The organism is Pedobacter sp. KLB.chiD, from assembly GCF_047040275.1.
Lineage (GTDB): Bacteria > Bacteroidota > Bacteroidia > Sphingobacteriales > Sphingobacteriaceae > Pedobacter.
Genome location: NZ_CP178207.1, coordinates 4,683,664 through 4,698,174, shown reverse-complemented (window position 1 = coordinate 4,698,174; position 14,511 = coordinate 4,683,664). Strand labels below are relative to the sequence as shown.

At 38.2% G+C, this 14,511-nt stretch carries 14 protein-coding genes; 1 reads left to right on the top strand and 13 read right to left on the bottom strand.

The features are described 5' to 3' along the window. Nucleotides 1-15: 15 nt before the first annotated feature. Entirely contained in the window at nt 16-1,551 is a 1,536-nt protein-coding gene (hutH, locus tag ACK1I8_RS19395) for a histidine ammonia-lyase (RefSeq protein ID WP_412466921.1), read from the bottom strand. A 76-nt stretch (nt 1,552-1,627) separates the two neighbouring features. Here hutH and ACK1I8_RS19390 point away from each other — a divergent pair, with 76 nt between their 5' ends. Beyond that, nucleotides 1,628-2,521 (top strand): LysR family transcriptional regulator, encoded by an 894-nt coding sequence (locus ACK1I8_RS19390; protein ID WP_412466920.1) that lies wholly within the window; start codon nt 1,628-1,630, stop codon nt 2,519-2,521. A gap of 148 nt (nt 2,522-2,669) precedes the next feature. Here ACK1I8_RS19390 and ACK1I8_RS19385 read toward each other — a convergent pair whose 3' ends face one another. The 12 genes from ACK1I8_RS19385 to ACK1I8_RS19330 form a co-directional block, all read right to left on the bottom strand. Beyond that, the gene (locus ACK1I8_RS19385) at nt 2,670-3,452 is read right to left on the bottom strand and encodes a hypothetical protein (protein ID WP_412466919.1); all 783 of its coding nucleotides are present in this window, start codon (nt 3,450-3,452) and stop codon (nt 2,670-2,672) included. Nucleotides 3,453-3,463: 11 nt separating this feature from the next. Then, nucleotides 3,464-4,144 (bottom strand): hypothetical protein, encoded by a 681-nt coding sequence (locus tag ACK1I8_RS19380; protein ID WP_412466918.1) that lies wholly within the window; start codon nt 4,142-4,144, stop codon nt 3,464-3,466. Between the two features lie 5 nt (nt 4,145-4,149). Continuing rightward, nucleotides 4,150-6,747 carry an OmpA family protein gene (locus ACK1I8_RS19375; RefSeq protein ID WP_412466917.1) on the bottom strand — a complete coding sequence of 866 codons (2,598 nt, stop codon included), beginning with the start codon at nt 6,745-6,747 and terminating at the stop codon, nt 4,150-4,152. A 4-nt stretch (nt 6,748-6,751) separates the two neighbouring features. Next, the gene (locus ACK1I8_RS19370; protein WP_412466916.1) at nt 6,752-7,231 is read right to left on the bottom strand and encodes a DUF4280 domain-containing protein; all 480 of its coding nucleotides are present in this window, start codon (nt 7,229-7,231) and stop codon (nt 6,752-6,754) included. Nucleotides 7,232-7,234: 3 nt separating this feature from the next. Next, complete coding sequence (locus ACK1I8_RS19365) at nt 7,235-8,191, bottom strand: hypothetical protein (RefSeq protein ID WP_412466915.1); 957 nt, start codon at nt 8,189-8,191, stop codon at nt 7,235-7,237. 93 nt (nt 8,192-8,284) lie between these two features. Then, complete coding sequence (locus ACK1I8_RS19360; RefSeq protein ID WP_412466914.1) at nt 8,285-9,220, bottom strand: hypothetical protein; 936 nt, start codon at nt 9,218-9,220, stop codon at nt 8,285-8,287. A 3-nt stretch (nt 9,221-9,223) separates the two neighbouring features. Continuing rightward, nucleotides 9,224-10,198, bottom strand: coding sequence for a hypothetical protein (locus tag ACK1I8_RS19355; RefSeq protein ID WP_412466913.1), 975 nt, complete (start codon nt 10,196-10,198; stop codon nt 9,224-9,226). Between the two features lie 2 nt (nt 10,199-10,200). After that, complete coding sequence (locus ACK1I8_RS19350) at nt 10,201-10,350, bottom strand: hypothetical protein (RefSeq protein ID WP_412466912.1); 150 nt, start codon at nt 10,348-10,350, stop codon at nt 10,201-10,203. Nucleotides 10,351-10,380: 30 nt separating this feature from the next. Next, the gene (locus tag ACK1I8_RS19345) at nt 10,381-12,243 is read right to left on the bottom strand and encodes a type VI secretion system Vgr family protein (protein WP_412466911.1); all 1,863 of its coding nucleotides are present in this window, start codon (nt 12,241-12,243) and stop codon (nt 10,381-10,383) included. A 343-nt stretch (nt 12,244-12,586) separates the two neighbouring features. Next, a complete protein-coding gene (gene tssD, locus ACK1I8_RS19340; RefSeq protein WP_090983662.1) occupies nt 12,587-12,982 on the bottom strand; it encodes a type VI secretion system tube protein TssD in 396 nt (131 codons plus the stop codon). Between the two features lie 160 nt (nt 12,983-13,142). Beyond that, complete coding sequence (gene tssD, locus ACK1I8_RS19335; RefSeq protein ID WP_090496868.1) at nt 13,143-13,538, bottom strand: type VI secretion system tube protein TssD; 396 nt, start codon at nt 13,536-13,538, stop codon at nt 13,143-13,145. Nucleotides 13,539-13,885: 347 nt separating this feature from the next. Beyond that, nucleotides 13,886-14,458: an NAD(P)H-dependent oxidoreductase gene (locus ACK1I8_RS19330; RefSeq protein ID WP_412466910.1), complete on the bottom strand. Its 573-nt coding sequence runs from the start codon at nt 14,456-14,458 to the stop codon at nt 13,886-13,888. Nucleotides 14,459-14,511 lie beyond the last annotated feature (53 nt).

Genomic DNA, 14,511 nt, shown 5'->3' with positions numbered 1-14,511 from the left:
CGGAGAATTAAATTTTTAATTCAAATTAGATGATGCCTTGTTGGCAATAGCTACAATTTTACCTTGCTGTACCATTTCGATGGCATTTTCCATTCTATCGTACATAATCTGATCTTCTTCAAAATGATCAATTTCAGTACGCACGAAATCATGTACCGCAGCCAATATTTTACCAGGCTTTAAAGGATGATGGTAGTCCACCGCCTGTGCAGCACAGAATAGTTCTATACCCAAAATTTTCTCTACATTCTCTATCACCTGTAGTGCTTTACGCCCACTGATCGAACCCATGCTCACATGGTCTTCCTGGCCTAAAGAAGTGGGGATGCTATCGGCACTGGCCGGGAAACAAAGACCTTTATTTTCGCTGGCCAAAGCCGCAGAAGTATATTGGACAATCATGAAACCCGAGTTTAATCCGGTTTCTTTCATCAGCAATTTTGGCACACCGGGGGTATTTCCCTCAAGTGAGAGATAGATTCGCCGATCGCTGATATTTCCGATTTCAGAAGCTGCCAGACAGGCATAATCAAGCGGTAATGCTAAAGGCTGGCCGTGAAAATTGCCTCCGCTAATCGTTAGATCATCATTAAATATTACCGGGTTATCGGTTACTGCATTCAATTCTATTTCTAAAGCTTCCTTTAAGTGCAACCAGGCCGTTCTGGAAGCACCATGCACCTGCGGAATACACCTTAAAGAATACGGATCCTGTACTTTGGCACAATCGGCATGCGATTTCATGATTTCAGAGCCCTCCAGGAGTTTACATACCTGTTCTGCCACTGCAATATTTGCCGGGTATGGCCGCAACTGGTGGAGCTGTGCATGAAAAGGTTTCGCTGATCCCTGCAGCCCTTCAGTCATCATTGACGCAATAATATCTGCTGATGCCAGCACATTTCCCAAACGTTGCACCACCATAACGGCATGTGCAGCGATAAACTGTGTGCCATTAATTAAAGCCAAACCTTCTTTAGGGCCAAGTTGTATCGGTTCTATATGATGTTGATTTAACAATTCCGCTGTTTCTATAATTTCGCCTTTATAATGAACTTTACCTAAACCAATCAAAGGCAAGAACAGGTGAGACAGGGGGGCAAGATCGCCAGAAGCACCAACCGAGCCTTGCTTAGGCACCACCGGAATGGCACCTGTTTCCAAAAACCAGATCATCCGATCTAGTGTTTCGATTTTGATACCTGAAAAGCCCTGCGCCAGGGCTTGTAGTTTTAACACCAGCATCAATTTTGATATTTTGCTATCTATCGGTTCACCAACGCCTACAGCATGACTTTTTAAAATATTCTCCTGTAGTTTTCGGGTATCTGCAGCCGATATCATGGAAGTACAAAGCAGCCCGAAGCCGGTATTGATACCATAAACGGCCTTGCCCGAAACCGCAATCCGCTCTACCACCTGGCTGCTTTTCAGCACTTTATCCCTTGTACTTTCGCTTAATGTGCCTTTCACTTTACCGCTGCTAATGGCCAAAGCCAATTCAGCAGTTAAATGGTCTGTTCCATACTCAAAAATCTGCTTTTCGCTCATATGCTGAAGGTTTTTAACAAAAATAAGCGCTATATTTGATAGCTATAAATACCAATTACATCATCATGTAATAACCATGAGTTATCAGATAGAGCTTAGGCACTTAAAATATTTTCAGGTTTTGGCCGAAGAACTGAGGTTTAGAAAGGCTGCCGACCGCCTATTTATTTCGCAACCAGGGCTGAGCCGGCAGATTAAGCAGATGGAAGAGATTTTTGATGCGCCGCTATTTAACCGTAACAAAAAAAAGGTAACCCTTACCGAAGCGGGCCTTTACCTTAAAGAAGAAGTCGATTTTTTGTTTAGCCATATCGAAAACATCAAAAAACAGATCAGCAATATCAATGAGGGTAAACAGGGCGAACTTCGCATTGGTTTTTTGGGTTCTGCCGCGCAAAAAATTGTACCCGAAGTGATTTTTAAACTGCACAAAGATTTTCCGCAAATCAGCACCAATCTGGATGAGATGCCTAATAAGCTACAGATCGAATTACTGGAAAAAGATATGCTTGATATCGGTTTTGTAAGGATACAGCAGTTTAACCCCGGTATTTCTAAACACATGATTCATCAGGATACCTTTTCGCTGGTATTGCCTAAAAGTCACCCGATGAAAAAGGCCAGTTACGAAGCGGTAAAAAAACTGGGAAACGAACCTTTTATCTTTTTCTCGAGTGATGATAGCCTTTTCTATTACGACCTGATGATGAGCATTTGCGAAGATCATGGTTTTAAACCCAAAACCTATCATAAATCGGTTAATGCGCTTACTATTTATAAATTGGTAGAAGAAGGTTTGGGCATTGCCATTGTGCCTAAAGGTCTGCAATATGGTTACCAGGAAAACGTAAAGTTTGTAGAACTTACCCATATTCCCCAGCGTACAGAACTGTATATGATCTGGAAAGACTCTAACCGGAATCCTGCACTAAAAAATGTGATTGAATTATTGTTGAAAGGAGAGCATTAACAATTGCCGCAATTTTAGAAACTTAATCACCACCCCAATTGCCAAACGATTGCTCTCGGTGGCCTGTATTGGGGGAGCGATTCAAAAAGGTAAAAAATAATAATACAACTAATATGCTTTCTGACTTCATTATACTTATACAAGTAACCTATCGGATAACTTCAAAAGAATCTTTGTTTTTTGGCAGATGAATGAAAAAAGGGAAGCCAAACTCTTCGTTACTTTCAGTTTTTAAATAAGAAATAACAGGTGATTTATCCATCCTAACTAGATTTGCAATTCTATTTTTTGCATAAAATTCTATGTGAGGTGTTTCTGGAAAATCCTGCATAACATAGCCTTCAGTTTCCAACATTTTAAAAATATTATTCAATCCAACTATATTATCTTCTTGTAGGTACATGGCTGTATCTGTCTCTTCGTATCTCTTTTTTAACAGCGAGGCAAGAGTATTTAAATCCTTATCTCTAAAAAGATTGTAAATACGAAGATAATAGTTATGTATCCGTTCGAGTGCGACCTTATTTTTAGTATCAATTATATTAGCATCCTTCCATCCCGATAATTGATAGGGTACTTCTGCCTTAAATTCGCCCATTAATTCTAACATCGGTAATTTACCGCTTTCAGCCTTTGGCATTTTATACTCATACACAGTTAAAAGCTGCTTTTGGTCCATGGTAGAAGCGTCCAGGTATTGGATTTTAATAACGGCTTCGGCTTCATGATGTATGGTTTGTGAATTTTTTAACGGCTTGAACCTTACTTTAACCTGCTGTACACCACTGCTTAGGATAAAATGGTTAATGGGATAATTTGAGTAAATGCTTCCCCCACTGTCATGAGAAAAGGCGAGCACATCATTGATCAAAATGTCAAAATTTGCAAGCGAGACATTAAAGTCGACTAAGTAATAGGGTTCTTTTATCATGTCTAACTTAGTTATTTAAACGGATCATCAATATTTTTATGATAACCAATAATTACGGCATCATCAAATGCTTTTTTTGTAATGATATCGAGTTTAAAGTTTAAATTATTTTTTACGGGATCAAGTGTCATCCGATATAGGACATCATCTTTCACCCATGAAGTAACCTGAGGGTATTCGACAACCATAGTATTAAAATCGTTTTTATACTCTTTATAATATTCTGGAAAGTTCTCGCTAATCATTGCTTTTGTTTTCTCACTTAGGGCTTCTGCCATGATATTGTTTACGACAGCATTTTTGGGTTTTCCATATTTTTTTTTGAGATACTGTATGCCACGAGCAGTCTGATCGGTAGTTAGTGTAAATGTAGCAAAAGATAACAGATTATTATAGGTGGTAATGACCGCGCCGAATGACGGGTTTATTCCTGCACCGTCAAATTTCAGATTAGCACTTTCTTTTTCATCGAACGAATATTTCATAACCTTTTCCCCTTTATCCACGATCTTTAAGCCACCATTTGAAACTTCAATATGTCCATCCTGATTTTCTACCCTCGAAGTATATCCTTTTAAATCTATATCCAATGGTCTATTAAAAGTTAATTGCGAAATATCAACTACCTTTCTTTTACAGGCAGTTGCTAATATCACGAGTAATAGTGACGAGAACAATATTTTTGTCTTCATAAGGGTTAAATATAATGTTTTTCAAATTTTAGTTCATCTGGTTTCACAATAAGAGATTCACCTTCATAGCTGAATGTTCTTTTGATAAAACCGAATTTTACAGTGGTAGCTGCTACAAACTTAGCTTTGATACCGGCAAATGATGCAATTGGACTAGCATAGATGCCGTTTTTATCAGCGCCAACTTCGATGCCACCAGTTACGCTGGTTTTGACATCTGCAGTTAGAATCCCTTCTACCCCCATATTTGCCGTACCGGCTTTAGCTAGCGCTTTAAATTCTACTGAGATTTTTATTTCACCTGTAACTTTCACATTCCCTGTCGTTTCCTTGGGATAAAGCACATTTATTTTGGTCCGCCCATTTACGTTAATGGCTCCTCCAAATATAACCTTAAAGGTAATCTGAACATTTTTTTCAAGTTTTTGCAATACCCAATTGATAACCGAACCAGCCCCCGGACAAATCGCATTCCCACCATATTCAAGAAATATTTTAAATAAATCGATGAATGTGTTAGCTTCAACAAGTGGCTTTGTATCTGCACCAATCTCAACTAATTCCCCTACTTTGCCATTAGTTTTCTGAAGATACCATTGGGCTGATAAAGCAATTACTGGTGGTTTAACCTCAAAGCTCCATTTACCTTTAGCTACAGGCGATTGAACCACATCATCAGCCAGTTGTTTAATTTTATTGAAAATGCGCAGAGTTTTTGCAATACGCTCTGCCCACTCCTTACCAAATTCTATTTTTTGTTTGCTGCCACTGGCCGAAGTCCATTCTCCTGTTAGGGATAACTCAAACTTTTGCGCCATTTCCCCATATCGCTTAGACCACTCTGCATCTATAGCTGATCCAATGGCTTTATCTTGAGCATTTTTTAACTCATAACCGTATAGTTTACTCCCATATGAATAGGCGAAAGGCTGCGTATGAGACCATTTGAATTCCAATGTCCACTTAATGTCAGAATAAACATGTATCGCTAATGTCTCTTTATTTGGAACAGAGTAATATCTACAGGTGTGAATATGGATAGAATAAATATTCTTTATGCCATCCCGTCTGGGCCAGATATAATTCAAGGGCAAAACGTTAAGTTTACTCATTGTAGATACTGCCGGCACCGTAATTTTGCCCTCACTTTCAGCATTTAAATCAACGTTGATCAACTTAATGATCTTGCTATGTTTCTTACGTTCAAAACAGGCTTTGGTATCGAAATTTATTGGCTCTATCGTAATTTTTTTTGGCTTACTGCCTGCTATTGTTTCGTAAATAATAGTTTCTGCATTGTGACCATAATATTCAAATGCAATATCTACCCGTCTGTTATTTACATATTCGTATTCATTTTTATATTTGATATTATCACGTCCCATTTTATCGTCAGTAGGTCTTACCTCTCCATGTCCAGTGGTTGTAATCCGTTTAGGGTCTAACTTTCCTTTCACAAAAAATTCCCTAACGGTTACTGCTCTGTTTTGTGATAATATGTTATTGTGATTTTGTTTTCCAATTACACAGGCAAAACCATCGAGATTGATGGTGCTATGACGATGCTCCAATAAAAATCTCAAAATGTTATTGAGCTGTTTTAAACTTTCAGGCAATAATTCTGTACTATCGAACTTAAAGTGAATAGATTCTACAATTTTTTCTCTCCTATCGGCAATGTTCTTAATTCCTTTTCCATTATCAAAAATAAGTTCAGGTTTCGCTCCCTCTTCAGTCAAATTAATCTGCTCAAACTTACATAACTCAAACCTTGCTTCATTTTTATCGGGTTGGTAAATGGTAACAGGTGTTCTGTTTTGGGGCTTTTCTATTACCTGCGATTTCACCTTGTCTTTTATCCTTAAAAACCTGGCGTGGGCTGTATCGCCCTCCCCCTGTGTATCTTCGATATATTGACCAGTTACCGGATGTACCACACGTACATAAAATTCCTCTACATCTTTCCTATCTTTCATCGATTGATACCAAGAATAGGTATTGGGTATTTTTAAGTTGATTTCGCCATCAATGATATTTACCCGGTAAATTTTACGGGTCACTTCATCATCTTTTGGCCATAGCCCCATCATGCTCCGCAATCTTCTGAAAACGCGAACCTCTACGTTGTTGTAGCCATTCAAACCTTCAGTATTTAGTCTCAGCCAGACCAGTTCTCCATAAGAAAACTGGTAAGTTTTGCGTACATCGGGTCCACCTTCATTTTGGCTCCATCGGCTGTCTACGATTCTTGCTGGTGATTCGCCCCTGACTTTCAGCCCTGATTTACCATCAAAGTTTCCACTCCAGCTTGCCTCTATATACCATAAATAAGGACCGCAAAGTTTTCTGGGAATTTTAAACCCATATTTAAAGTGGCTGGGGATTGTTTTCTGAAAATCAATAACACCTTTTTGATTAAAAATTGCCCATTTTATATCTTTCTTTTTATCCTGCTCTGTTGTTCCAGTCTCCCATTCGCCAATTTGAAACCAAATACGCTCACCAGGGGCTATCACCATTAACTGACCGGGTATAGATCCTTTCCTGGCATTATATACTTTACCTTCGCCGGTCCAAACAATTTTCTTTATTCCCTTTGCCATAATGTTATGCTTTAACACTCGCGTCTAAACCCTCAAAATTATTTGCAGATTCATCTAATGATTCTGACATGGGGTTGAGCTGCGATTGAACGTCCTTGTTTGCATTATCAAAGTTTTGTTGTGAAGCCTCTGCTTTTTGCCCGTGCTGAACAATCGAAATACAATCAGTACCACCTATCGGACAGGTAGCTTTACTATCTTCGAGCAAAATTTTCCCTCCATTGGTTAATACCGTATCTTCGTAAAAGCCCGACCATTTCGTTACCGTTGCAGTGCAAGGCTTATTGTTCATTTTTGAACATGAACCGAACATATTTTTCTCGAAAGTTGTACCAATATCTACAGTAGTTGCTATCAGTTTCTTACTACCATCTTTGTCGTTCGCATATTCTTTGGTATGTGTTAGTACCTTTAATTTATCTGGCGCCGATCCAAATTTGCACATACATTGCGCACCCTGAACTACAACATGTTTCTCTGCCATATTTTACTTATTTAGTAAACGATTCCAAAATCCTTTTCTAGGCGACTGTCCATCAATCATCACCATTTCTGTTACCGGCAAGCCTTTCACGTTACTTTCCAATTCAAAATCGTGATCGAACTCCAATCCGTCTTCAGGGATTACGGTAATCCTTATTTTTACTCTTGATTCTTCTTGAGACCTATAGCTGAAATCAGAAACTACTGATAAAATCCTTTTATTTTTAGGGTGTAAAAAATAATTCCCTACATAATCACCTGTATGCCTATGAGCGATAAATAATTCATCTTCTAAAGGTTTGATGATACCATTATGCAATAACTCTACAGCACCAAAGCTATTGGTCTGTCCGCTCAATTTTTCTTCCGTTATATAACCTTCAACATGGAAATCTTTTGCTATCGGAAATTTATACACCGACTCGGCAGTGCGGTGCTGGCCGTATTCTTTATAAAGTGGTTTAAAAAAAGTTTGGATAAGCCAATCGTTCAAAAATGCTTGTTGTATTTGATCCAGGTTGGAAAGCTGTTTTTCCATACGGGAGACATAATTCTCAACCAAACAACCATCAAAATTATCAAGCACATTTTTTTTAACCAGTTGCCATCTTTTTAAAATTTCATCATGATTATAAATGCTTTGGAAACCTCCATTATGATCAACTGCTATTACCAGGGGATAAAATACTTTCCCAAGGGCATATGCCAATTTATCGGCTATGAGGTCGGGCGGAATTTCATTAATAAAAACGTCACTTATGCGGTTGATCTGAAACAGAGGCTCCCCTGTCTTACCGGGTCTTAGCCGTGTTACCCGTACCTCATACTTTACCTCGTTAGTATTTCCCTCTCCTTCTTTAAAATTGATTAAAACCCCATAACGTACGGACAAATCAGCAGGCCATTCTAAACGAAGCGCATTTACACCTGAATAATATATTTTTTTATTTGAGATGTCCATTTTGTCACTATTATAACCTAATTTCATTTAAAGACATACTATCTAATTAGCGATATTCTTGCCCTACATCAATTTAAATCAAATCACTTACTTTCATTTCAATTGCTTAATTAACTTTTTTATCTCCTCAAAAGATGGCTTTAAAGATTTTACCTTTCCTATGTTTTTACTATGGATCTTTGTAATCAATATGGTTTCTTTATTTTGACCTGTTTCTTCAACATGATCGGTTATATTAAGTTGATTATCTTTCAAAGGATGATAGCTAATCTTTCTGGATAGAATCTGACGATCTTCTGTATTCCGATAAATATCCATTTTGATGGTACTGGAGTTGATATAACTCATTTTCTTACTGAAATGCGTTTCATCTGCTGATGTAGCTTTAACAGATACCAGCTTACCCTGGCTGTTATACTGGTATTTGTAATCCCAACTATCTTTTAAATCTGATTGGTTCCGCTGTGTTGTAATTTTCGCATGCTGAATAATTTTAGCCCATCTTGCCCGATTTTCAGATAATAAAACCGGATAGATATTATAAATAGAATAATCCTCCAGATAATCTTCTAAAAGATCGAATAAACTAACAATACTATGTTTCCCATTTATTTCCTGTTTAATCAATTCATAAAATTTCGGATACAATACATATTTATCCTTTTGATTAATAAGCATAACATGTTCGGCATCAAAAAACTTAATTTGCAGTTTATTAAGCGTTTCTGCATCACCTGATATAGATTTAGCGGTTAAACACAGGCCTTTGCTACTACCCGTTAAAAAATAAGCAGTGGCTTCGGAGATTACACCTTCAGCAATTTTATATACAAAAAGACTGTCTTTTGAATTGTTTTGCAGATATAATGTCCTACTGGTATCTCTTTCAACCTCTTCTTTAGATTTAACTTCAGTTAGTTGCGTTAATAAAACTCCATGATAGGCATTAGTCTTTCTCTGTAATTGCTGTGCATTTACAGAAAAGCCAATTAAAAAATGGAGTATAAATGCCAATATAAGCTTATTCATATTTTATTTTGCGGTTGCAGGCGTTAAACGGTTGGGTGTTAATTTCCAAAATATACTTTTCCCGGCAGTAATAGTAGCAGAAATACCATTTGTCGTTTTTACATTGGTTTCGTAATAAAAATTTCCACTTGTCCAATATTGCTGATCCTGAAAATCGGCTGACGGAACAGCATATTTAATTCTATCGGGTACTTCAACTTCCTTAAACTGTGGTTTTCCATCGGCACCCTTTACCTGCTTGCCATCCGGGCCAAGTACAGGTTTCTTAACTTTCTTCTTCAGGTGTTCGTGCGTACCCTGATCTGTACTGGCATCATGGTTACCTTTATCTTTGTATCTGGCCGAAGTACCATTCGCTGCAACAAATTCATCGTAAACAGCTTTTGGAATTTCCACAAATTTATATTCATCAAATTTATTTTGTCCCAATTTATTGTAAGGGTTTGTTTCAGAATTTCCCCAGGCAAGAAAATCGGTTCCGTCCCAAAATTCAGCTCCATCTGTAATATCTTCCATCCCGAAACAAACATCCAGTACCGCATATCTGGCCAGTTTTGATTTTTCATCATTTTTATCTGGTAGTTCTTTCTTGTTCGGTACGGAAGAGTAACCAGAAGCAAGTAATGATCTCCATGTTTTTTTGGTGGAAACAGCCCTGTTACGACTGGTAAAGGCTACACACCTGAGCTCTTTTATGTCAGCATTACCAGATTCGTGACTCACGATGTAGGCAATGTATCGGAAATCCGAATGCGAAAGTGCTTTACCATCATATTTAACCAGGTTAGCATCAACATTCAAAGATTCCCAATTTTTTGCAGCCACAGCCTGATCATATTTCTCTTTGGATGTTGTAAATATTTTCGCACTCCCTGCAATTCCGCCTAAGTATTCTCCCTCACGTGTATAATAAACATATTGTAAGTTATCTTTAGGATCTTCCTGTGGTGTATAGTTTCCAAATGTGACGTTTGCCATAATTAACTTGATTTACCCCCCTCGCCAACTACTTTTTTATTGCTGACCAGAGAAAGGTTATTGCTTTTAGCCTCAACATTTATCCGGTCAGCAATTTTTTTAAAGCTACTTCCAACTAAAAGATGATAATCTGTGCTTACGTAGATTCTCATGTTGGTACATTGTTTTTTAATCGCCATCGCTTAAAATAATTTTGATTTCTCCGCACTGTTAACCTCAACGGTTTTACCACTTTGCAAAGTCATGTTTTCTTTTTGGCTAAATAGCGTAATCTCTCCGGCCAGTTCATTAGATGTTTCCGCTTGTCTGACAAAATCTTTCGTGACAAACTCTGTGCGGATATCTGAGTTTTCACGGATTTCGCCGGTAGCACTTAGCAAGTAGTTACTTCCTGCAACAGTTGAAATATCATTGTTAACAGAAGTGCTTTGATTATTTCCAACACTTGTACTTTGATCTTGCCCCACACTTACATCCATATTCTCCTGCACATTAATCTGCATATTTTTGCAGTTCAAAGTCATGTTCTCCAAGGCAGTGATGGTGATGTTATTGCCTTTGGTATCGATATGAATGATGTTGTTATGGATATCGGTAATTTTTATTCCCTGTGTACCAGCATCATCATCGAACTCAACCAGATGACCGCTCCGGGTAATAATACTTTTAAGATGGTTTTTGATTAGAGGGCTACTGTCTACGCTGGAACTGTGGTAAACACTTCCCATTACTACCGGACGGGCAATATTTCCCTCTTCGAAAGCGATCATGACCTGATCATCTATTTCCGGGATGGCGAAATAACCACGGTTATTGCCCCTTTCTCCAATACCTGCACTTGGGGTGACTACACGCAGCCATTCCGTAACATCGTTGGTTAAACATTCCCATTTAAATTTCACCTTTATCCGGCCCTGGCCCTGCGGATCGTTATTATCGATTACATCTGCCAGCTGCATATCGGGCTGTGGTTTTTCAAAGTTTTTTACCAATAAACGTTCGGTAGTCGCTACTCTTCCCTCGAATTTATTGTGATATTTACCATTCTCGTCGATGTGGTGTTTGATACTCGTAATCAGAAATTTGCCTAAACTTTCGGTTGTAAACGCCATTTCTTTTCTTAGGCTCATCGTAATTTCGGCAATACTTCCGATGCTTAATCCTGCATTATCACCCCGGGCCGTAACTTTTAAGAGTTCGCTGGTATTGGCCTTTTCTTCGTTCTCAACAAGGTTCTTAATATCGTTGTTATTGTCGACCCTGATTAAAGCGGGCTGATTAAAAGTTTTGCTAAAAGTTAAATTAGAAGCTTTAACCGCGTGTGATAAATCCGGCGTACCGTCTACTTTACCCGTACTTTCGCTTTGCAGCATTTCGTTCTGCTTTGGATTATAGGAGAACCGTTTATTTTTGATTGGTGCGATTTCCATGGCATACTGCATTTCCTGCACATCTCTACCGTAAAACAACGATATTTCTTTCTGTATATTGGGTTTACCAAAGTTGAGCTGTTTACCATCGTAAAAAAACCACTCATGATATTCGGCCGAAAGACGGTTCAGAAAGGCAAAATCGCTTTCCCTATATTGAATAATATAATCAATAGAAGTGCTTCTGGCGGCATTGGCCACTACCTTTAAATCGTTTGCGGGCGTATCTTTAGTAGCCAGTTTTACAATCTCATTCAGATCTTTATCCAGATAAGAACCCAGATCGGGACCACGATCAATTAAAATAGTCGGGCTGTAACCGCTTACGATCAAAACACCATGGTAACCGTGGTTTTGTGATAGTTCGACTTTAGAAACCAGACCTTTAAAATTCTGCATACTTTCCGGCGAATGACCAAAGGAGGCGGTTAAGGTTTTTCCTACGAAATCACGACTGTCATCCAAAGTGATCAGCCCAGGCGCACCCATTTGATCGTGGTTAAAACGCAGCTCAAAATAATGGTGTTCATTAAAAGCCTGTGTAAGACTAAAGGAAGCAAAATGGGTAATTTCCTTATCCTCTATATTGATTTCTGCAATGAGTTTCTTTTCCATATTGATTAATCTTGATCACAAACATTACCTTAAATCAAATCCTGGTTGCCAGGTTTTAAGGCATAACCTCTCCAATAAAAATGATTCCATTTTTATGCAAGGACTGTAAGGATGATTTTTGTGTGCGGATGCCAAACCAAACATCTTACCAGAGTGGTAAGTATTTTCTACTGCAATATATTTGCGTTGGCCAGACATCATTGAGCTTTAATGTAAAAATAGCTGACGAGGATAACCCTACAAGCTGGTGATGATAATTTAGATATCGTATTTGAAGCGCTTTGAACTAAATACGCCCCGATAAAACCGGGGCGTATCAATTTAATTGATATGCATAATGGGATTAAGCCTTAGGCCAATCGTTTTCATGCTCGGCGTTGCCCAGTTTTAACTTACGCGCCGATACCACAAAACTTAAAGTCATCGGTGTATTGTCGTTCACGGCAATACCTTCGTTATATTGGATAATGTAACCATCTTCGAAAGACAGTTCCTTCATTTTTGCATCTTCTTCGCCTTTTTTGAAAATGATGTTGCCGGAAAGCGGTTTATACTGGTTGTTAACCATCGATTCGATCACTGATGTATCTTCTGTTGATTCGATTTCGATGTGGATGGTACCACCATAAACACCTGAGGATGGACGGCCTTTTGCATCAACATCTCTATTTAATGAAAAGCTGCACTGTAGTACATCAAATTCTTTTGATCCTAAGTTTAAACGGGTTTTGAATGCCATTGTAGTAAATTTTAAATGTTTTTAAATGAATGAATTTTTAAGCGCATGGGGTTTGGCGCATGGCGTCAGGGGTTTAAACCCTCCTCTCTAAACTCCTTAGCGGTTTTTTTTTAGTGTTTAGACTTCCCTACACCTTCTACCTTCCTACCCTCAACCTCAATTAGGCCTTTGGCCAGTCGTTAAGGTGTTCTGCATTTCCTAATTTTAGCTTGCGGGCAGAAATCTGGAATTTAAGCGTCATCGGGTGATCGCCCACAATGTTTATCCCTTCGGAATATTTAACAATGTAGCCATCTTCGAAATGAACTTCTTTCATTTTGGCATCTTCTTCCGTTTTCTTGATCAGAAGGGTTCCTGTGATAGGTTTGTACTGGTTGTTTACCATCGCCTCGATAATTGAGGTGTCTTCAGTTGATTCGATCTCAATGTCGATGGTACCGCCGTAAACTCCGGAAGAGGGTCTTCCTTTTGCATCTACATCACGGTTTAACGCATAGGCGCAGTGAAGTACATCGTACTCCTTGCCCGAAAAATTTAATCTAGCTTTGAAAGCCATAGTTTTAAAATTTAAAGGTTAAAAATTTGATTATGAGTAGCCTCCGCTACAATAATCTGGTAACCAAAGATCAGGCCAAACCCGCTGTATTCTGCTCGCTAATAACAAGTCGTACTATTTGCTAAAAATATTAAATGATGAATATGGCCTAAAAACGTAGTTAATCACCTTATTTTTGTGGAGAAAATGTTGAAAAATCCGAATCTATCTTTAGTGTTACAAATACATTTCTATCCAAAAGAATGATATAAAACTGTAGCAATTGTACACAAAGTGTAGCATTTTAGGGCAATTTGTTCCATATGCTCTCGATTTTGAGAGATTTAATCAGAAAAACCCAAGGCGCTTTAGATCAATTGTGATCCAAATTTTTCCATCTTGGCTAACCACTTCTGACTATAGTGATTTTCAAGGGAATGTAATTCGCCTATGGTATTGGTCAGCACAGGACTCATTCTACATTTTTCAAAAACTATTTTTTTAATGGAAAGGTAGGTTGTTTTCTTATTTGCTTTCCATTCCTTAAAAGTTGCTTCATCCAAAATGGATACAATTCTTGCCGAGCGGCCGCTAAAGTTATTATTTACATTTTGCTGCTGGGTAGCAAAAATCTGATCGGGCATAAACAAACGATCAAAAAAGCCTTTAATCTTTGCCGGAATATGATCTACATACACCGGACAAAAAAGCACGACATGATTACTTTGCCTAATCGCCGTTAAGGCTTTCTGCAAATCGGGTTCCAACTCTGCAATCTGTCTATTGTTAAATAGTTTGTTCGAGTTAAATATCAGATCGATAATGGCCAACTCCCTCACAGTTGCGCCAGCACTTTCTGCACCATGCCTATAGGCGTTAATCAGGAAATTTGTAGATGCGTTTTTTTCGATATCCCCATTCAGGATAAGTACTTGCTTCATTTTTTTTGATTAATCTGATTGGGCCGATGCATTACAAAATTATAAAGAATTTG